Source organism: Chloroflexota bacterium (assembly GCA_013152435.1).
Taxonomy (GTDB): domain Bacteria; phylum Chloroflexota; class Anaerolineae; order DUEN01; family DUEN01; genus DUEN01.
On sequence record JAADGJ010000073.1, the window covers coordinates 1 to 20,920 of the forward strand.

Below are 20,920 nucleotides of genomic sequence, written 5' to 3' on the forward strand. Positions count from 1 at the left end.
ACCACGGTATGGCAGCCCAAACGAGAGCTAGGCGACCTGGCGGCCAAGCTGCTCCTGAGGCAGATCAAGACGCGCGAGGAACGAGGCCAGGGATGGCGTGAGTTCTACGCCTTCCAAAACGCGATGTACCTCCCCCGCATCATCGAGCGCCAGTCGGCCCGGCGGATCGAGCCCTCCACCGTCACTGACCAGAGCCGCCACGCCGGGACTTCGGAGACTTGACACGCTCTACGTGGCCAGCAGCGCGGTCCTGCACAGAAACGAAATGGCGGCGGGGTGATCCCGCCGCCATCCGCGACCCGAAGGACGAACAAGCCCGCCAGAGAAGGTCTGGCGGGCTTACAATCCGGACGAAATCGACACGTCTTCGAGGCTTACCGGCCGTTCCCCTCCGGCGGATGCCCATTGGCTCCCACCTGGCTCTTCAGCCAGGCCTCGATGAAGGGGTCGAGGGCTCCATCCAGCACCGCCTGGGCATTCCCCGTCTCCACACCGGTGCGCAAGTCCTTGACCATCTGATAGGGATGTAATACGTACGAGCGGATCTGATTCCCCCAGCCCGCGTCCACATGCTTCCCCTTCAGCGCCGCGGCCTCCGCCTCCCGCTTCTGCCGCTCCAGCTCGTACAGCTTACCCCGAAGCACCCGCAAAGCCGTCTGCTTGTTCTGCAACTGCGAGCGCTCGTTCTGGCAGGTGACGACGATGCCCGTGGGCAGGTGGGTGATCCGTACGGCGGTGGCGTTCTTCTGCACGTTCTGCCCGCCCGCGCCGGCCGATCGGAAGACGTCGATGCGCAGATCCTCCGGCCGGATCTCGATATCGATGTCCTCATCCAGCACGGGCATCACCTCCACCAGCGCGAAGGAGGTGTGCCGGCGGTTGGCCGCGTCGAACGGGGAGAGGCGCACCAGGCGATGCACCCCTCGCTCCGACTTCAGGTACCCGTACGCATACGGCCCCCGCACCTCCACGTAGACACTCTTGATCCCGGCCTCCTCGCCCTCGGTGCGATCGACGATCTCCGTCTCATAACCGTGCCGCTCGGCCCAGCGCAGGTACATGCGCAACAGCATCTCCGCCCAATCCTGCGCCTCCGTGCCGCCAGCTCCGGCGTGGATGGCCAGGATAGCATCATCCCGATCGTGCTCCCCGGAGAACGCCAGCCGAAATTCCTGCCGATCTAACTCTCGGGCGATGGCCTCGGCCTCCTGCTCGATCTCGGCCAGGATCCCCTCATCGCCCTCCTCGGCCGCCAGCTCCAGCAGGCCCAATGCATCCTCAACCCGCTGCGCCAGCCGATTCCACAGCTCCACCTCCTCGCGAAGCGAAGCCAACGTCTGCATGGTACGCTGGGCAGCCTCGGCATCGTTCCAGAAGTCCGGCTCCCCAGACTTCTTCTCCAGATCCGCTAGTTGCTTCTCCTTGCTGGGGATGTCAAAGGCGCCTCCGGACGTTCTGGATGCGATCGCTTAGCTCGGCCAACTTCTCCTTCAACTCTTCCATCCCTATCCTCCTAAATATGCGATCCAGGCCCCATCCTCCCCCCACCGGAGGAAAGGACAGAACCGATCTATTCGCCCCGGGCGTCCTCGAACAACCCCATCACAAACGTGGCGGGGTCGAACTCGATCAGGTCATCCAATCCCTCGCCGGTGCCGACGAACCGAACCGGCACCCCCAGCTCCTGCTGAATGGCCAGGACCACTCCCCCTTTGGCCGTGCTATCCAGCTTGGTCAGGATCACCCCGGTCACCCCCACCGATTCCTTGAAATGCCGCGCCTGGATCAGCGCGTTCTGCCCGGTCGTGGCATCCAGCACCAGGAAGGTCTCATGAGGGGCCTTGTGCACCTGCTTGGCGGCCACCCGGCGGATCTTCTCCAGCTCCTTCATCAGATTGTACTTCGTGTGCAGCCGGCCGGCCGTGTCCACGATGAGCAGATCCGCCTGGCGCGACTCCTGACTGGCCCGAATGGCGTCATACACCACCGCGCCGGGGTCCGCGCCCGGCCCCTGGGCGATCACGTCCACCCCAGCCCGCTCGCCCCAGATCTTCAGCTGATCGATGGCCGCCGCGCGGAAGGTGTCAGCGGCCGCCAGCACGACCTTTCGGCCGCGCTGCTTATAATAGTAAGCCAGCTTGGCGATGGTGGTCGTCTTGCCCGACCCGTTCACGCCCACCACCAGTACCACGGTGAGCAGACGCGGCTCATCGATGGCCATCGGCGGCGCGTCGCCGAAGAGGGCGACCATCTCCTCCTTCAGGACCTCATAGGCATCCCCGGTGCGCTTGATCCCCTCGCGCTCCACCCGCTCCTGCACTCGCTCGACCAGCCGGAGCGTGGTGTTCACGCCGACGTCCGCCTGGATCAGCAACGCCTCCAGCTCCTCCCAGAGATCATCGGTGATCTCGTTGGCCTGGAAGAGGGAGCCGATGCGGCCGAAGAATCCTCGTCGGGTCTTGGCCAAGCTCTGCTCGATCTTCTGTTCTTCCTCTCGCTTCTCCTCGGAGCTAAACAGTTTCCGAAACACGGGCTACTCCTCACCACAGGATCGGGCGGCCTCGCGACCGCCCGATCGGCTATATCCGTATATCTGCATCCACGCGCCCATCCATTATACTCGAACCTACCCCCACGGACAAAGCGAGGCCGCGTCGTACGCCATTGCCCGCCCCGCCATCCCCGTGTATAATGCCGCCGCTCATCCCATCCCACCGACACGCCGCCGAGGCATAGCATGAAAGCGCGCACTCAGGATCCGATACACCATGGGGCTCTGCGACGCACGGCCATCGTGCTGGCCGCCTACGCCCTGCTCACGCTCGGTATGACCTACCCAGTCGTCCGGCATTTCTTCTCCGCCATCCCCGGCGATGGCTTCGACGGCTGGCAGAACTACTGGAACCTGTGGTGGGTGCGCCAGGCCCTCCTGGTGGAACACCGCCACCCCTTCTTCACCGACATGCTCTACCACCCGACGGGGGTCAGCCTGCTGTTCCATACCCTCAACCCGTTTAACGGCTTCACCTTCCTCCCCGTGCAGCTGGCCACCAACCTCTTCGCCGCTTACAACAGCGTCGTCCTTTTCAGCTTCGCGGTGGGCGGCCTCGGCAGCTACCTGCTGGGCCGATACGCGCTCCGACGCGCGCCGGAGCCCGCTCGCACGTGGGGAGCCTTCCTGGCCGGCGCCATCTACACCTTCTCCCCGGTTCACTTCGCCCACCTGCTGGGGCACATGCAGGTCTTCTCTCTGGAGTGGATCCCCTTCTACGTCCTATATCTGTGGCGCGGCGTCGATCGCGCCAGAGAGGGGGCGCTAACCCCTCGCGATGTAGCGCTCCCGGCGCTGTTCCTGATCCTGACCGGCCTGTGTGACTGGTACTTCGTCCTGTACTGCCTGCTCTTCACCGGGTTGGTCTGGCTCTACCTGCTGTGGCGACGACAGATGACCCCCCGCATCGTCCTGTGGACCCTGGGGATCGGGGTCCTGTTCATCCTTCCCCTCTCCCCACTGCTATGGCCGATGGTCATGGAGGCTCGCCGCTACGACTTCATGGTGCCCTCCCCGGATCAGGTTTATACCCTTTCGGCGGACCTTCTGGCGTTCCTGACGCCCAACGAGTTCCACCCGCTGTGGGGCGACATGGCAGCTCGGCTAGGATCGCGATTCACCAGCACCGTATCGGAGCACATGGTGTTCGCGGGGTACGTCCCGCTCCTGCTGGGGCTGTGGGGCGCGCGACGCGGAGGGCACAGGCGCGACTTCTGGGCGCTGGCGACCGTCGGGTTCGCCGTGCTGGCGCTGGGACCCGCGCTCCACATCGCGGGCCGCCAACAGCCCATCCCGCTACCCTACGCCCTCCTGCAGCGTCTGATCCCCTTCATCCACATCACCCGGTCCGTGAGCCGGCTGGATGTGATGGTCATGCTATCGCTGGGCGTGCTGGCCGCGCTGGGGCTTCAGGCGCTGATGCGGACCACGCGCCGTCCCCGGCTGCTCGCGCTCGGAGCGCTGGCGCTGACGCTATTCGAGTTCCTGCCAGCCCCCTATCCCGTCTCGCCTCCCGACACCCCCCAGTGGTACAAGACGCTGGCCCAGGAACCCGGCGACTTCGCCGTGCTCAACCTGCCCATGAACTGGGACCGCCCCGGGTACCTACTCTATCAGACCGTCCACGGCAAGCGCCTGACCGTCGCCTACATCTCCCGCAACGACCCCCGCACCTTGACGGAGCGCGTGCCCGTGCTGCAGCAACTGCGCCATCTGGGGCCGGACGTCATCGCCCAGGATCTGACGGAGGTGGGGCGCAGCGTGCTGAGCTATCTGGACGTGCGATACGTGATCCTCGACCGGTACAAGATGCCGGGCGAGCAGGAACGTGAGCCCACGGTCCGGTACGCCACGGCCGCGCTGGCCGGGCTATCCCCCATCTACGAGGATGAACGCCTGACCGTCTATCGCGTCGAGCCGCCCGCACGGCCCGTCCCCTTCCTGATCCTGGGCGATGGCTGGGGGCCGCGGCAGGTGGAGGGGGCGACCGCCTGGCGCCGGATCGCCGGCGAGGCCACCCTGCAGATCCATACGGAGGAGCCGGTCACCGTCTCCCTCCGGGCGATCGCTCGGGGCGGGGAAGCAGGGACGAACCTGACCCTGGAAGCCGCCACGGGAGCTCCTCTGTCCATATCCCTCACCGCCGCGGAGAAGGCGCTGGAGTTCGGGCCGCTGGCGCTTTCTCCCGGCACGCACACCATCGTCCTCACGGCCGAGGGCCCGACCTGGATCACGGGGCTGACGCTCGTACCCTGAAGTCGCGGCGACGCCGCGCCCCCGGCCGAGGAGGCAGATCACAAGCTTCCTCTACTCTGCTCACATAACTTTGACAGAAGCAAGGTTCAGTGCTATGGTGCTTACGCGTTCCGTCATGATTGCCCCCTGAAATGGGGGCTTCAGTGAGCCCTTCACGCTATCGTCAGATCGTGGGCCGTGATTTGGAAGCGGCAGGCCCCGGTCCACCTGGATCAGAGCCAGGGCCACTGGGACTATCTTAGAGGAGTCTAACGATGAAATGGCTGAAACACACGTTGCTGATCACCGTGCTGATCGCGCTGGCCCTGGCAGGTTGCCGCGGCAAAAAGGAGCCGACAGCGACGCCCGCTCCCACACCTCCGGCCGTAGCGACTAAGGCGGCCCCCACCGCGACGCCGGCGCCCAAGAAGCCCGAGGCTGCGGAGAAGGCCCCCACTCCCACGCCCAAGGCACAGGAGGAGCCGCCTACGCCCACGCCCGCCCAGGAGGTAGCCGAGCCATCCGAGGCGGCGGAGGCGCTGAAGGCCCTGGGGACCTATCGCACCCGCCTGACCGCGGACTGGTCCGAGATCAGCGCCAATGAGACGACCACATACACCATGAAAGTCCTCGAGGAATACGTCGCGGACGAGCAGGCATACCGGATGATCATCCGCATGACCTCCTCGGACAAGCCGGAGGAGGCCCCTCTGGAGCGGATCGTCATCGGCAAGGACCAATGGCTGCGCATGGAGGACCAGTGGATCTACACCCCGGTTGAGGAAGAGCAGATGCCCATGTTCATCGAGGAGCTGACCCCGGAAAATCTCCTCAACGATCTCGGGGAGGCGCGGCTCGTGAAATCGGGCGAAGAGATCAACGGCATCAAGACCCAGCACTATGCCATCGATAAGGATCACCTCACCTCGTCGCGTGCCTTGCTCTTCGCCAAGGACGATCCGGAAACCCTGCAGGACGTGGAGATCGAGGCGTTCCAGGCCGATCTCTGGATCGCGGAAGACGGCGGATACCTGGTCAAATTCGAGGTTCAGGAGTCGTTCACCCAAGGTGCGAAGAGCGGGAATCCCGTTCGCGTCCAAGGGGCGATGACCTACGAGGTTTACGACGTCGGCGCAGACATCAAGATCGAGCCGCCGACCACCTCAGCGGGGTCCTCCTCCGAATCGGCGGGAGAATCCGGCGTCCCCATAGGGCAGGCAGGCATGAGGCTGCCGGGCTTCGAGGAGGGCGGCATGCCCTTGCCGGAGGGTGCGACCATCGAGATGGCCATGGGGGAGATGCAGATCCTCACCGTGCCGCAGCCGCTCAAGGATGTAGCCGCCTTCTACGACCAGATCCTGACTCAGGCTGGATGGACGAAGGCACCAGAGGGAAGCTACGAATCCGACGAGGCCGCGATGCTCTCCTATCAGAAGGACGGCGTCACGATCAGCCTCTCGCTCACATGGGCGGCAGATGAGCAACAAACACAGGTCATGCTGGTCGTCGGGGAGCCATAAAGCACCACTCCCCGCATCTCCGTCAGGAAACGAGAAGCCCCTGCGCAGAAGCTGTGCGCAGGGGCTTCCTCTCATCACAAAGTCGGCACAGGGTGCAAAACCCTCAGTGTCCTAACACGGCGACCGATCGCTCCCTCGGCTGGTGGCGCAATACGACCCGCCCGAACCTATCCAGAAGCGACCGGGCCTTCTGCCACCGAGCGCGCAGGTGATCCTTCCGCACCCGCCAGACGCCGTTGAGCTGGTTGATGACCAGCCGGCTATCCCCCAAAACCTCCAGATCCACGCGCTGGGGATCGATCCCCTCACGCGCCAGGTGGCTCAGCAACGCCTCCAGCGCGGCGATCAGCGCGTCGTACTCGGCCTCGTTGTTGGTCAGCCGCCCAAAGCGCAGCCGATGAACCTCGGGTGGCCTTCCCGGCCAGAGGAACGCGTAGCTGCCGTACCCCGGCCCCGGGTTGCCCCGGCTTCCGCCATCGAACATCAGCCCCAGCCGGACCGTTGACGATCCGCCCGGCTCGGCCGACGGCCGGCGATCGCCCACCGCCGGATCGAGAAGCCCCAACGCAACAGCGCGCCGCCACAGGACGGCGCGCTCGCGAGGGCTCAAGGAGGCGATGTCCGTCAGGATTCGATCCACCTCGTTCATGCGGCCACTTCCCGGGCCTGGCGCGACTTCTGCGAACGATACAGGTCGTACAGATAGAACAGATTCGCCCGATGCAACGACTGCACCAGCCCTCCCAACGGGATGCGGGACTTGCCACACGACTCAATGTCCACGCGCATCAGCGCCTGACGCGGCTGCCCCGACTCGACATGCTCACGCACGATCTGCTGGATCGTCTCCAGGTAGGCGATGTTGCTCTCGACGGCATCCTTGATCTCCCCTCGTAGCAACACCTCGCCATGCCCCTGGACGATGCTCTCCAGGGAGAGCTCCCGCACCTTACGCAGGGACCGGATCATCTCGTCCAGATCCCCGCCGACGATGTACGGCACAGGCATCACCACATCGCCCGCGAAGAGGACCTTCAGCTCCTTTACGTATACCATCGCGCCATCCGGGCTGTGTCCTGGCGCGTGAATGGCCGTGATCGTCTTCCCGCCCAGCCGGACCGTCGCCGTGTCATCGAAGGTCACCCGAGGAATGCGCAGCTGGACCTCCGCCAGCTCGGGCGTCTGCTTCTTCGCCTCCTCCAGGCCACGCTGCCCCAGCTTGAGCAACAGCTCCCGACAACGCTTATGGCAGATCACCTCCGCCTGGGGGAAGAGGTAGAGCCCGTTCGCGTGGTCGGCGTGATAATGGGTGAGGATCACATAACGAACGCCTCTGGGGCTGATCTGCTCCGCAAAGGCGCGCAACTCTCGCGATTCGTCAGGGAAGGGCAGCGTGTCCACCACAACGCTCCCCTCCGGGGTCGCGATCACCCCCGCGGTCACCTGGGCATACAGGCCGCTGGTGAACATGTAGACGTCTTCGGCAACACGCTCGCGATACGTGGGCACGGACATCTCCTGAAGGTGGAATTACGAAGCGGCGAACTAAGCCGCCGCCCGGTCCGGATCAACATAGCACAAAGGAGACGCGCTGTCAAGGGGATTCAACGGAAATCCACACACAAACAAGAGATCGGCAACGGAATTACCCCAAGATCCATGCTGCCGCAAATCACGTTCATCAAAAGCCGTTGGGACAGACAACCGAGCGCCCGCACGAGGCGCGAGAAGGCCCGTGACATCCTCCGAGGCGTCACGGGCCCTACAAATGACGGTACGATAGATTCGCGAGGAGCTCAGCGCCGACGCTCCCGAGGCCAATCGGGCAGGATCCACCGGATCTGATAGCGCGGCGGGGGCGGGGCCAGCAAGTAGACATCCACCCAACGATACCACAACTCCAGATTGTGATCGTCGAAGCCCAGATCGATGCGGCGGCCTCGGATCAGCCCTCCTGTATCGGCCACGTCCCCGATCCCATAACCGGGCACGTACACCCGGCTCCCCAGCTTGATGACGGTGGGATCCACCGCCACGATGCCCTTGCGCATCCGCCATCCCAGCCGGGTGCGACCGAAGTAGGGGTCATCCGGCTCCACCCCGGCGGTCGAAGGCGAGTAGGAGGTGGCCAACATGCGGACCTTGCGCCAGTAGGTGATCGTGCCCTGAGGCGTCTCCAGCGTGCGCAGGACGATCTTACGCCCATAGGCGATCACCCGGGTGATGGGTTCCTGGGCGACCCACTCGTCCTCCAGCGTGCGGCTCACCACCTGATCATCGTGGTACACCACCCGGAAGCGCCGTTTGATCAGCCCCTCCTGCCCCGCCTGATCCACCCGACGTCGGTCGATCTCCAGCTCGTCATCCGGGACCCAGATCGTCTGGAAGGGCACCGAGTCCTGCTCGACCTCAATGGCCTCGCGCACCCGGATGATCGAAACGGTGAGATTGGGCTTGATCTCCGCCGACAGGGGCGGATCGACGATGTCCGCTCCGGCGACCACGATCCCCAGATCAGCCAGGGCGTCGGCGACGGTGCGCTGTCGGGTGCGGGTGCGGATCTCACGGCCATCCACGCGCACGGAGAAGGGTACAGAGCGGGCGATGTACACGTGAAGCCCGGCCGTCACCCGGCTTCCCAGCCCAGGCCGCACCAGATCCCCCAGATACAACGTCACGCCCTCCCGCCGCAGCGCCTCGCCCACGGTGGGCGCGGTGGTGTGGATGGTATAAGTCGCCTTCCCGTCCGTCACCTGAATCGGCACGGCCCGACGCACCACCACCCGGAGCGGCTGCATCTCCCAGCGCGCCCACGGATATCCCACATGACGCCCGTTCGGCCGCAACTCCACGGGGGGCAACGGCTCATCCAGATCCGATACCGCCCGCCCCTCCATCTCCACCACGTCATACGGCGAGACGTACACGCCCGCCTCGGTCAGCAACCTCCGCAGCGTGCGCGCTCGCGTGCGCACCTCCAGGGTCGCCCCGTCGACCTCCACCCGGGCCGGCCGGGCTCGATGCACGACGATCTCCTGCCCCGGAGACAAGGAAGCTGCCGGGTTGGGGAAGACGGCGTCCTGAGGGGACAGGTCCACCCCCACATCCGACAGCAGATCCGCCACCGTCGCCCGATGGGTGCGCACGGACACGCTTTGGCCATCCACTGTGACCACCACAGGAGCGCCCGTGGCCTGATACACCTGACGCCCCACCCCAGCCAGGACCAGGAGGCAGAACAGGGTGATCCAGGGGTGCCGGAGGAGAAAAGCGTGCACTCGCCACCCCCATGGCCGCTCAGCGGTGGGGACGTGCGTCCACCGCCTCCGCTCCCACGGTCGGGCTACGCCCGCGTCGCTTCTCGCCATACGGTCAGGCTACTCCATCTCGCGGACGATGGTGCACCCAAAGGGCTCGGTTTCCGGTCGGGGGACCGGACGGCCAGCCATCACGGCCGCCAGCGCCTCTTCCAGATAATTCACTTCCGGCTCGCGCTTGCGAAACGTGCGATCGTCCACCGCGCCCCGGTAGCGCAGGACCCCCTCTCGGTCGATGAGGAAGATGTGCGGAGTCGTCAACGCGCCATAGAGATCAGCCACTACATTCCCGCGATCGCGCAACACCGGGAATCGGACGCCTCGATCGGCCATCACCCGCCGGATCTCCTCGTCATCGTAGTGGCAATTGGAGTCGATGGCCAGCAGCACCACGCCCTGCTGCGACCACTCCTCGTACCGTTCGTTGAAATACGGATCGAAGGCCTCCGAGACCGGGCACTCGGCCGACCAGAAGTTCAGGATCACGATCTGCCCCCGGTAGTCGGACAGCCGATGCGTGCGCCCCTCCATATCCGGCAACTCGAAATCGGGAGCGATCCGACCGATCTCAGCGCCCATTCATCCCTCCATGACGGTTCACGTCCTCACGCCTCGCCAGTATACCGCAAGGGCCATGGACGGCCAAATCACCCGCACAACCCCCGATCACGCGCCGCCGGCGACCCGCCGCACGTGTACCACGAGATCATCCGTGAACGCGATGGTGTCGATGGATAGCCCCTCGGACGTGGCCGCCAGCCGCCCGGGGACCCTCCGATAGCGCCCATCCGATGGGTGATAGAAGGCCAGGGCATATTGACCCGGGGGCATGGCGATCACCAATCGCCCGGCCGGGGACGCTGTTCCCGTGTACTCGTTCACCAGATAGATCACCGCCTCCTCGTCGGAGCGAAGCAGATAGGCGAAGTCCACCGGCGGCCGGGCCAGCACGCCATCCTCGACCGGCTGCATGGTCCACCACCGCGTGTGCTCCTCCCAGAACGGCCGCATATGCCGATAATACTCCTCCCCCGGGCCCATCTCCAACGTCTCGATCCCCTCGCATCCCACCCAGCTGTGATAGCTCCAATAGTTGCCGGAGATATTCCAGACCCAGGCCTGTTTCCGACGATGCACGGGATCGTCATTACCATGGACCCGCTCACGCCCGCTTTGGTTGCACCAGGCCGGCTTGTCATACCGATGGACGCGCAACGCGATCCGGCGATAGTGCCGATCCAGGCTATGCCGCTCCGGGTCGCTCGAAGCGCTGCAATGGTTGACGGCGATATCCAGCCACTCCTCCTCCGGCCACGCCGCGTCCCCCGTCGCGGGGAAAGACGTGCAGATCAAGTGATCATACGGGTCGTGGAAGCGCAGGTAGCGCGCCATATATGCCTGATATGGCCGGTTCCCGTCCCACTCGTCAAACAGCTCCCAGGCGAGGATGTTGGGGAAGGCCGCCAGCCGGGCCAGCAGATAGCTCCAATAGCGCTCCATCTCGGGATCCGGGATGGGCGCCATGGACTCCCGCCGCATCTGACAGAAGATCACGGGCTCGACCAGCACCCCACGTAGCATCGCACGCCGGATGATCTCCTCCATGCGCTGCCAGAGCCGCACGTTGAACCGGGTGAAGTCCGGCACCGCCCGCACGCCAGCCCATGGCCACACCTCCTTGCCCACCTCGGAGAAGAAGGCGTTGGTCTCCAGGGCGAAGCGCACACAGGTAAACCCTCGCTCGGCCGCCTGATCGATGAAGGTGAGCGCGTGATTCGCCACCGCCAGCAGCCATGCCGTCTTGGAGACGAGAAATGGTCGCTCCCCGCCCTCCCGCAGAAAGTGGTAGGGATACGCCGGGTCTACGCGCACCACCCCGTGGCGCGCCGACGGCACGCAGCGAAACGCCCCTTCCTCCTCCACCACATCCTCTCCAGCCTGGAACCGCAGCCGATAGCCGTGCTCCCCCACCAATGTCGGGGAGAACCGCAGCCGGTAGACGGAGCCATCCGCGCTGTCGCAAAAGCCGGCTAACGGGATCTCCCGGCCATCCGGCGTCACGATCGTACCGCTCAGATGAGCGTCCAGGAAGGGGTTGGGCACGCGACCAGGTGGCGCCTGTAAAAACCACTCGATCACGTCGAACTGAGGGACGACGGAGGGCGGCAGAAGATAACGATAATCAGTCATCAGATATCCCCACCTTGACACATCTCCAAGCATCTGCTAGAATCGCGGCGAACCACCTGGCTACGCGAAAAGGAGGCGATCATGCCGGAACCAACTGCTGAGCAGCCTTCGTTGATCCCTCAGCAAGGTACGCAAGCCGAATACGGACAGCCTCTCACCGGAACCGGACCGTTGACCTATCAGTCCTCACTGGCCGCGGCCATGGGAGCCTTCCACGACCACATGAAGCGCAAGGGATTCTCTGAGAACACCATCAAGGCCTTTATGGGCGACCTGCGCATCCTCAGCCGCTACTTGGGCGCCGACCGCCCGGTGGGGCGGATCAGCACAGAGGACCTGAACAACTTCCTGGCCTACCTGCTGTACCAACGCGGCAAGCCATGCAGCCCCAAATCGTTCGCCCGCCGCCTGACGACCCTCAAGGTGTTCTTTGGATGGCTCGTCGAGAGTCAGGTACTCGCCGACGACCCGGCCGCGCCCATCGCCCACCAGCCGGTGCGCACCCCCCTGCCCGAGATCCTCTTCGACGACGAGGTAGATCAGCTTATGCGCACGGCCCAGGATCTCCTGTGGGCGCCACGTCCGGACGCCCGCCCATATGTGCTGGTGAGCCTGTTGCTGCAAACCGGCATCAAGAAGAGCGAGTGCATGAACCTGCGCCTGGACGATATCGACCTCTCCAACCCGGCCGCTCCCTCCATCCTCATCCGCTACGACAATCCGCGGATGGTCCACAAGGAACGACGCCTGAGCCTGAGCCCTTACATCATACCAGCGCTACGGCAATATCTGGCCGAATACCAGCCGAAGACTCACTTATTCGAATGCACAGCCCGTAACCTCGAATATGTGCTGGCGGATCTAGGGCAAAAGGCGGGGCTCACCAAACCGGTGGGATTCGAGATGCTGCGCTGGACATGTGCCGTGCGCGATTTCCGCAACGGCATGCCGGAGGAACGACTTCGCAAGAAGTTGGGGTTGTCTCCCATCAGTTGGCGGGAGACCAGCGAGAAGATCCGTAAGCTGGCCTCGCCCGGCCTGTAGCACGCCACGGCCGCGTGCCCGGATCCCTTTCATCTGCCCGCATCGCTGCCGATCGACGCGCCGGCGCTACGGACTGGCATCGCGGCTGCCCAGCGGCAGGAACGTGCGGAATGACGACCGGTAGACGGCGGTCACGCCCATGTAATCGCCGCTCCAGCCCCCCACGACGTATACGCGCGATTCCAAAGCGGCCGCGCCCAGGTTGCGCCATTGCCCCTCGAAAGGAGAGTCCACGCGCGACCACGTGTTGCTCAGCGGGTCAAAACGCTCGTTGTACTCCAGGCCACCCCGCCATCCGCCGCCGATGGCATACAGCGCTCCCCCCTCCGCGGCCAGAGCGAGGCCACCTCGCGGGGCCGTCATAGCGGGGAGATCCTCCCACGCCGGCTCATCGTGGGCCTCGGCCGCCGGATCGAAGCGTTGCGCCAACGCATACTCCCGGCGTCCGTCGTATCCCCCCACCACGTAGATCGCATGATCCAAGCTGGTCGCAGCCAGGAAGCCACGCGCCACAGACAGCTCGGCGACCCGCTCCCAGGCATCCGCCCCTGGATCATAAGCCCACACATCGGGCACGTAGCGCTCGCCATCCCACCCCCCGAACACGTACAGCCGCCCGGCCGCGGCCGCGACGGCATGGGCACAGCGAGGGGATGGCAGAGGACGGCCGGAGGACCAGACATCCCGGACGGGGTCGTATATCTCCAGGACATCGCTGGCGCGACCGTCCTGCGTGCACCCGCCCACAGTATAGATCTTACCCGTAATCACCGCCGCTCCCAGATTGCTCACCGGCGTCGGCTTACGCGCCCGCAACGCCCAGCTGTTCTTCGCCGGGTCGTAGGCGTAAACGGCATCGGATACGCCCTCCGGCCCCTCGCCCCCGATGGCATACAAGCGCCCATCCAGGGCCACCAAGGCCAGCCGAGAGCGCGGCCGAGGGAGCGGCGCACGCATCTCCCAACGCGACACATCACGCCATGGAGCGGCTCCCAGCAACGGACGCCCCTGGTCCGTGAACGGGACTAGCTCCGCTCCCAGGCGTGCCCGGCCACCCAGCGGCCATGCCACGGCCAACACAGCCGCCACCATCACCACGACCAGATAGATCCGCTGCCAGAGGCGCAGGCGGGCTACAGGGGCTGCCCTTTCGCGCTCCGCGGCGGGCGGGACGCCGTCCAGGGTTAGCCATCCCGCCTGCACGGCCAACATCGTCGCCTCGGTACGCGAGGCGACGCCCAGCTTCTCGAAGATATTGCGCAGGTGGACCTTCACCGTGTTGGGGCTGATCATCAGCTCGACGGCGATCTGCTGATTGGTCGCCCCGGTAGCCACCAAACGCAACACCTCCAGTTCACGTTTGCTCAGCGGACATGGGTCCGTAGTCATGGCCGTTCCAAGAGAAAGCCAGAGTCTCGCCAGCAACCATCCGGAGCTCGCCACATCTACATCCCTTGCAGGGCAAGCTCCCCTTAAAAGTCATGATAGCATAGCCCGTCGTGCATGACAACAATACGGGAGCGTGTCTAACTTTGCGCCTGCCTTTCTCCGCCCTTTCCAAAGGGGCCGGGCCGAGACCGGGCAGGTCAGGGGCGGTGACTACCACAGGTATGAAACGAACAGACGAGCGCCTCTACCAATGGTTGACAAAAGGCGACGTGTGGCGTATACTTTCCCCACCAATTGGAATAGGCTAAATCCCTGAACAAAGGCGATGACGGAGAGGAGTAGGCGAGCGGAAGCTCCCAGGGAGGTCGGGTCCTGGACTGGAAGCCCGGCCGAGCGGAACCTCGCTGAAGTTCGCTCCCGAGCCGACGGGTGAACATCGGCCCTTCAGGAAGGCGCAGGACCCTTCCCCAGGCCGATCAGTAGTCCGCTCCGGATGCCCACCGTTATCGGGGCCGCCGATCGCCCAAATCATGGGGCCGTCGGGTCGAGAGGTCGGCGTATGCCGGCAAGCAGGGTGGTACCGCGGAATGCGACCAGGTCGCACTTCGTCCCTGACGAGGTGCGACTGTTTTGTTTCCACCACAAACGGTGAGTTTCGCTCGGAGGACGGTTTATGCTGGAACAACTGGAGGCGTTGCAAGAGGAAGCCCTCGCCGCGTTGGCCGCTGCGAAGGATCAGAAATCGCTGGAGGAATGGCGTGTGCGCTACCTCGGCCGGCGCGGGGCGCTCACGGCGGTGATGCGCGGCCTCCGCCAGATCCCGCCGGAGGAGCGCCCCAAGGTGGGGCAGGCGGCCAATCGGGTCAAGGAGACGTTGGAGGCCGCGTACACACGGCGACAGGAGGAGATCAAAGCCGCCGAGATAGAGGCCCAACTGAAGGCCGATGCGGTAGACGTGACCCTCCCCGGCCGCCCCATCGCGCTGGGCCGGCTACACCCCACCACGCAATCACTGCGCCGAATCTACGAGATCTTCGCCGAGATGGGGTTCCAGGTCTATGACGCCCGCGAGGTCGAGTACGATGAGTACAACTTCGGCCTGCTGAATATTCCCCCCCACCATCCGGCACGGGACATGTGGGACACGTTTTGGATCAACGATCGCGTCCTGCTACGCACGCACACCAGCCCCGGGCAGATTCACGCCATGCGAGAGTTCCACCCCCACCCCATTCGCGTGATCCTGCCGGGCAAATGCTATCGATACGAGCAGGTGACCGCTCGCTCCGATTTCATGTTCTATCAGGTCGAGGGGCTGGCCATCGGCCACAACATCACGATGGCGGACCTGAAGGGTACGATGGAGAACTTCGCCCGCCGCATGTACGGCGGCCAGCGCCGGATACGATTTCGCGGCTCCTACTTCCCGTTCACGGAGCCCAGCATAGAGGTGGACATCGACTGCATCCTGTGCGAGGGAAAGGGATGCCGGGTGTGCAAGTACACTGGCTGGCTGGAGATCGCCGGGGCGGGCATGGTCCACCCAGTTGTGCTCCGTAACGGCGGATACGATCCCGACGAGTTTACCGGATACGCGTTCGGCATGGGCGTAGAGCGCCCGGCGATGCTCAAATATCGCGTCGACGATATCCGCTATTTCTACTCCAATGACCCGAGGTTCCTGGAACAACTGGGATAAGGCGATGCACAACGGCTGGATCGCCTGCATCACCTCGGTGACCTGACCGACCAAACCTGAATCAGGGGGTCTCTATATGAAAGCACCGCTTTCCTGGCTAAAGGATTTCGTCGATATCACCATGTCGGTGGAAGAGCTGGCAGAACGGCTCACGCTGGCCGGTCTGGAAGTCGACCATATCGAGCATATCGGCGCCGATTGGGATCGGGAGAAGATCGTCGTCGGCCAGATCATCCGTGTGGATCCGCACCCCAACGCCGATCGGCTAACCCTGGCCACGGTCGACTACGGCGCCGACGAGCCGTTGACCGTCGTCACCGGCGCCCCCAACGTGAAACAGTACGAGGGCAAGCCGCTCCCCGGCCCGCTCAAGGTCGCCTTCGCCATGGTTGGCGCCGAGCTTATCGACGGGTATGCCGATGACGGGCGCAAGATGAAGCTGAAGCCGGCCAAGATCCGGGGCATACGCTCAGAGGGCATGGTCTGCTCCGAGAAGGAGCTGGGCCTGTCCGACGAGCACACGGGGATCCTCTACCTCCCGGCCGACGCCCCCGTCGGAATGCCCCTGGCCGATTACATGGGCGATGTGGTCCTGGATTTCGACATCAAGGGCGGCTTCGCCTACCTGTACAGCATCGTGGGGATCGCTCGGGAGATCGCGGCGCTCACTGACCAGAAGGCGCGCCTGGATGTGCTGACCATCCTCGATCGCCAGCCGGTGGAGATCCGCCCGGACGCGCCCTGGCTGGACCTGGAGATCGCCGATCCCGATCTGTGCGCCCGCTACTCCGCCGCCATGATCCGCGGCGTCCAGATCGGCCCATCGCCTGATTGGATGCAACAGCGACTGCGCCGCGCCGGCATGCGCCCCATCAATAACATCGTGGACATCACGAACTACGTCATGCTGGAGCTGGGCCAGCCGCTGCACGCGTTCGATTACGCCAAGCTGCGCCCGCGTCCCGGCGAGGACCGCCCGGCCATCATCGTCCGGCGGGCCCGCCCCGGCGAGCGCATGACGACGCTAGACGGCGTGGAACGCGAGCTGGATCCGGAGATGCTCCTCATCACCGACGGCGGCGGCCCCGTCGCGATCGCCGGCGTCATGGGCGGGCTGGAATCCGAGGTTACGGAGGCCACCACCGACATCCTGCTGGAGTCGGCCAACTTCGACTACATCAACAACCGGCGCACGGCGAAGGCGCTCAACCTGCCCAGCGAGGCCGCCACCCGCTTCGGCAAGCGGGTGGACCCGGAGCTCACGGTGAAAGCGCTGGCCCGGGCCTGCCAGCTTTTGGAGGAACTGGCGGGCGGCAAGGTGGAACCGCTTTACGCCGATCTGTACCCCGGCCGCAAGGAGCCCACCGTCATCGACCTGCGGCTACGGGACGTGCCCCGCATCCTCGGCGCGGATGTGTCTCGCGCCGAGGTCGAGCGCATCCTGCACTCGTTGGAGTTCGACACGGCGTCGGCGGGCGAGGGGATCCTACGGGTCACCGTCCCCAGCTATCGGCTGGACGTCACCCAGCCGGTCGATCTGATCGAGGAGATCGGGCGGATCTGGGGATACGATCGCCTGCCATCCACCCTGATCCAGGATGAACTCCCGCCCCAACGGGACAACCCGCAGTTCCAACTAGAGGAGAGGGTACGAGATCTCCTGGTCGGAGCGGGGCTGCAGGAGGTCATCACCTACACGCTGATCAGCCCGTCGCTGGAGGGGAAGCTGTACCCTGGGCAGCCAGTGGACGAATCTCGCTACATCGGGTTGGCCAACCCCATGAGCAGCGAGCGCACACACCTGCGCCGGACGCTGGCGGCCAATCTGCTGACCACCATACGCTCCCATCTGCGCTATGTGGACCGCGTTGCGCTGTTCGAGATCGGGCGCGTCTACCTGAAACAGGAGGGGCAGGACCTGCCCGACGAGGAGCCGCGACTGGGCATCGCTATGACAGGGCCGCGCGGCCTGGATGGCTGGCTGGATAAGGACTCGGAGCCGCTGGACTTCTTCGACCTCAAGGGGGTAGTGGAGATCCTGCTCGACCGATTGGACATCGGGCCGATCGAATACCGCCCCATCGAGCATCCAACCTACCAGCCCGGGCGCTCCGCCGAGATCGTTCTGGTGGAGGAGGGCTCCGGGGAAGCCGTTCGGCTGGGTACCCTGGGCGAGGTCCACCCGGTTGTGCGAGAGGCATTCGATCTGCCCGCCCAGCGCGTGGGACTGGCGGAGCTCTCGCTGCGTCCCCTAATCGCCCGATACGGGCATATCCGCACGCTGCAACCCATCTCGCCCTTCCCGGCCGTGAAGGAGGATCTGGCGATCGTCGTCGATCAGGACATCCCCGCCACCCGCGTGGAGGAGGTCATCCGGAAGGCCGGAGGGCGGCTCCTGCAGGCGGTCCGCCTGTTCGACGTTTACCAGGGCGCCTCGATCCCGGAGGGGAAGAAATCCCTGGCCTACGCCCTCACCTATCAGGCTCTCGACCGCACCCTGACGGATGAGGAGGTGGCCTCTATCCGAGCGCGCATTATCCGCCGCCTGGAACGGGAGCTGGGCGCTCAACTGCGGGCATGACGGGACGCAAGAGGTCCGGATAAACCGGGAGGCCAGGGCGGCCCTCGTCGCCCCCTGGCCTCCTGATATTCAGATCAGCTTTGGCAGCCCCGCCTACGAGCGGAGGCTGTCCGCGATCGCCGGAAGCACCTGCGCCACATCCCCCTCAATCCTCAAAACAGCCCGATGATCCAGGGATGTTGGGCCCCGATTTACGATCAGGAGTCTCCCCCCGTGATCCAGCGTAAGTCGCGGCAGATCGGCCGCGGGGAAAACTTCCAGGGAGCTCCCGGCGACCAGCATGAGATCCGCACGAAGGGCAGCCTGTTCCGCACGGTGAAAGACATCCAGAGGCAGCATCTCGCCGAACAGGATCACGTCCGGCTTCACGACGCCGCCGCATTGGTCACACATCGGCACCTGCCCGGCCAATACGACATCCCACAGCGGCGCGGCATCCACGCGAGCGCGACAGCGGAGACAGGTGGCCGTATGAAGATGGCCATGGATCGCGAGCACGTCCCGGCCGCCCGCTGCCTCCTGCAAGCCATCGACGTTTTGCGTGATGATCTCATGCAGATAGCCCAACGCCTGAAGGCGGGCCAGCGCCTTGTGCGCGGGGTTCGGCCGGGCATTGCGCAGGATCCGGGCCAAAGGCCGAATCCAATCATAGAAACGATCTGGGGAGGTGATAAACGCGTCGATCGAGGCAACCTCTGAGGGATCGTGATGCTCCCAAAGTCCGGAGCCGGGTGACCGAAAGTCGGGGACGCCGCTGGGCACGCTGATCCCGGCCCCGGTGAACGCGACGAAATGGCGAGAACGGCGGATGAGCTCGGCAGCACGCTGGATATCACGCTGCAGAGAGATATCCTCCGGGCTCAGATGCAAAGCCATGGTACCACACAAATCGATCGTTTATCCCACGCTTGCGATTTCTGCCGGACCCTGATCATCGGCCTGAATGAGAGGGGAGGTCCCCTCCGGCCCTTCAGAAAGCATTCGACGTATGGGCAAAACGAAATGGAACGTAGTGCCCACACCCTCTACGCTCTCCACCCAGATCACGCCGCCGTGAGCTTCCACAATGCTGCGCACAATGGCCAGGCCTATCCCCAGGCCGCCAAATGGCCGGGTGGTAGAGCCATCCACCTGGTAGAATCGATCCCAGATGTGATCGAGTTTGTCCGCGGGGATCCCGACGCCCTGGTCGCTCACGCTCACCTCGACGGCCGGCTGGCTCTCCCCCTGTTCATCGAACTGATAGCGGCAAGGGCGGATACGCACGGCGACTGTGCCGCCGTCGGGGCTGAATTTGACCGCGTTGCTCAAGAGGTTATCAAAGACCTGACGTAAGCGGCCGCGATCTCCAAAGATCTGCGGCACGTCACTCGCCGCGTCCAGGACGAACTCGAACATCTCCTCACGGCCGTCCTCGTGAACCACCATCTGGGCGGTCTCGATGCATGATTGCGCCAGCGCGACCAGGTTCACCGGCTCATATCGCATCTTCTCCACAGCGGCTTCCTGGATGCTGATGATATCGTTGACCAGCCGGATAATCCCCTCCGTGCGGTGGAGCACCTTTTCCAACGCCTCTTTCTGCTCAGACCTGACCTCTCCCAGCACGCCCTCCAGGAGCAGCTCCACGTAGCCCCGCACGAAGGTCAGCGGCGTACGCAATTCGTGGGACACGTTCTGCACGAACTCATCCTTCAGCTGATCCAACTCCTGCAGCTCCAGGTAGGCCCGCTCCAATTCCTCCGCCCGCTGCCGCAGGCTTTCGAACAACCGCGATGTCTCCAATGCGACGCCAATCTGATTGCCCAGCGTGGTCAACAGATCGATATCCGGCTTGGGGTAGTAATCGTCCGGATCCCGCCTGCCCAGCAACCAGGCCCCCAACAGCTTCCCGCCCACCTCGATAGGAACGACCAGCCGCACCCAACTGAACGCGCTCCGATCATCCGGCTCCGGCGGGCGATACCTCCCCGCCTCGGACACCAGTTCCCGGATCGCCTGAGCGACGTCCATCTTCTCATCAAGCGTCACACCGTCGCCATACAAAAGCGAGACCTCCGCTCCATCCATAACATAAAGCGCGGACTGCCGAATCAAAAGGCTGGGGCACACCTCACGGGTGAGCAATCGCACCAATGCCTCCCGATCCAGAGCGCGGGGGATCTCATTGGCGAAAGCGCGCAGGATGTCATCCGGGTTATGTTCCGTCCCATAGACCAGGCGATCCATCCATCGCTGGAAGGGCTCCCGCAGGAATAGCGCCGCGATGATAAAGGCCATAGAGATGCTGATCGAAAGGCCCAGCGCTCGCGGGGTGAACGAGACCCATCGGCTGCTGAAGACGAAGGCCAGGATGAAGGCGGTCAGATAGAGAACGAGAAAGCTGAGCAGGCT

The 20,920-nt window shown here is 64.5% G+C and carries 16 protein-coding genes; 6 read left to right on the top strand and 10 right to left on the bottom strand.

Annotated elements, in window-relative coordinates:
* A partial coding sequence (locus GXP39_10215) for a hypothetical protein (GenBank protein NOZ28410.1) occupies positions 1–222 on the top strand: 222 nt, incomplete at its 5' end.
* Between the two features lie 152 nt (positions 223–374).
* Here GXP39_10215 and prfB read toward each other — a convergent pair.
* Both prfB and ftsY read right to left on the bottom strand, forming a co-directional pair.
* A protein-coding gene (gene prfB / locus GXP39_10220; protein NOZ28411.1) for a peptide chain release factor 2 occupies positions 375–1,503 on the bottom strand; the annotation gives its coding sequence in 2 pieces (ribosomal slippage) (positions 375–1,445 and positions 1,447–1,503; 1,128 coding nt in all).
* Positions 1,504–1,570: 67 nt separating this feature from the next.
* Positions 1,571–2,530: a signal recognition particle-docking protein FtsY gene (gene ftsY / locus GXP39_10225; protein NOZ28412.1), complete on the bottom strand. Its 960-nt coding sequence runs from the start codon at positions 2,528–2,530 to the stop codon at positions 1,571–1,573.
* A gap of 207 nt (positions 2,531–2,737) precedes the next feature.
* Between ftsY and GXP39_10230 the strand changes: the two genes are divergently transcribed.
* Positions 2,738–4,807: a hypothetical protein gene (locus GXP39_10230; protein NOZ28413.1), complete on the top strand. Its 2,070-nt coding sequence runs from the start codon at positions 2,738–2,740 to the stop codon at positions 4,805–4,807.
* 254 nt (positions 4,808–5,061) lie between these two features.
* Positions 5,062–6,306: a hypothetical protein gene (locus tag GXP39_10235; protein ID NOZ28414.1), complete on the top strand. Its 1,245-nt coding sequence runs from the start codon at positions 5,062–5,064 to the stop codon at positions 6,304–6,306.
* A 103-nt stretch (positions 6,307–6,409) separates the two neighbouring features.
* Here GXP39_10235 and GXP39_10240 read toward each other — a convergent pair whose 3' ends face one another.
* The 5 genes from GXP39_10240 to GXP39_10260 form a co-directional block, all read right to left on the bottom strand.
* The gene (locus tag GXP39_10240; GenBank protein NOZ28415.1) at positions 6,410–6,955 is read right to left on the bottom strand and encodes a reverse transcriptase-like protein; all 546 of its coding nucleotides are present in this window, start codon (positions 6,953–6,955) and stop codon (positions 6,410–6,412) included.
* A complete protein-coding gene (locus GXP39_10245; GenBank protein NOZ28416.1) occupies positions 6,952–7,815 on the bottom strand; it encodes an MBL fold metallo-hydrolase in 864 nt (287 codons plus the stop codon). The genes GXP39_10240 and GXP39_10245 overlap by 4 nt, the downstream gene beginning before the upstream one ends.
* Positions 7,816–8,102: 287 nt before the next feature.
* On the bottom strand, positions 8,103–9,674 hold the full coding sequence (locus tag GXP39_10250) for a DUF348 domain-containing protein (GenBank protein ID NOZ28417.1): 1,572 nt from the start codon (positions 9,672–9,674) through the stop codon (positions 8,103–8,105).
* A 9-nt stretch (positions 9,675–9,683) separates the two neighbouring features.
* Positions 9,684–10,202, bottom strand: a complete 519-nt coding sequence (locus GXP39_10255; protein NOZ28418.1) for a redoxin domain-containing protein — start codon at positions 10,200–10,202, stop codon at positions 9,684–9,686.
* Between the two features lie 87 nt (positions 10,203–10,289).
* A complete protein-coding gene (locus GXP39_10260; protein NOZ28419.1) occupies positions 10,290–11,813 on the bottom strand; it encodes a DUF4038 domain-containing protein in 1,524 nt (507 codons plus the stop codon).
* An 81-nt stretch (positions 11,814–11,894) separates the two neighbouring features.
* On the opposite strand from GXP39_10260, the gene GXP39_10265 reads away from it, so the two are divergent.
* The gene (locus GXP39_10265) at positions 11,895–12,857 is read left to right on the top strand and encodes a tyrosine-type recombinase/integrase (GenBank protein ID NOZ28420.1); all 963 of its coding nucleotides are present in this window, start codon (positions 11,895–11,897) and stop codon (positions 12,855–12,857) included.
* 66 nt (positions 12,858–12,923) lie between these two features.
* Here GXP39_10265 and GXP39_10270 read toward each other — a convergent pair whose 3' ends face one another.
* Positions 12,924–14,246 carry a hypothetical protein gene (locus GXP39_10270; protein ID NOZ28421.1) on the bottom strand — a complete coding sequence of 441 codons (1,323 nt, stop codon included), beginning with the start codon at positions 14,244–14,246 and terminating at the stop codon, positions 12,924–12,926.
* 673 nt (positions 14,247–14,919) lie between these two features.
* On the opposite strand from GXP39_10270, the gene pheS reads away from it, so the two are divergent.
* Both pheS and GXP39_10280 read left to right on the top strand, forming a co-directional pair.
* Positions 14,920–15,945 (top strand): phenylalanine--tRNA ligase subunit alpha, encoded by a 1,026-nt coding sequence (gene pheS / locus GXP39_10275; GenBank protein NOZ28422.1) that lies wholly within the window; start codon positions 14,920–14,922, stop codon positions 15,943–15,945.
* Between the two features lie 76 nt (positions 15,946–16,021).
* Positions 16,022–18,526, top strand: coding sequence for a phenylalanine--tRNA ligase subunit beta (locus GXP39_10280; GenBank protein ID NOZ28423.1), 2,505 nt, complete (start codon positions 16,022–16,024; stop codon positions 18,524–18,526).
* Positions 18,527–18,619: 93 nt separating this feature from the next.
* Here the strand turns inward: GXP39_10280 and GXP39_10285 are convergent, their stop codons facing one another.
* Both GXP39_10285 and GXP39_10290 read right to left on the bottom strand, forming a co-directional pair.
* On the bottom strand, positions 18,620–19,402 hold the full coding sequence (locus GXP39_10285) for an NAD-dependent deacylase (GenBank protein ID NOZ28424.1): 783 nt from the start codon (positions 19,400–19,402) through the stop codon (positions 18,620–18,622).
* 21 nt (positions 19,403–19,423) lie between these two features.
* Positions 19,424–20,920 (bottom strand): hypothetical protein (locus GXP39_10290; GenBank protein ID NOZ28425.1); only part of this gene is annotated, 1,497 nt, incomplete at its 5' end.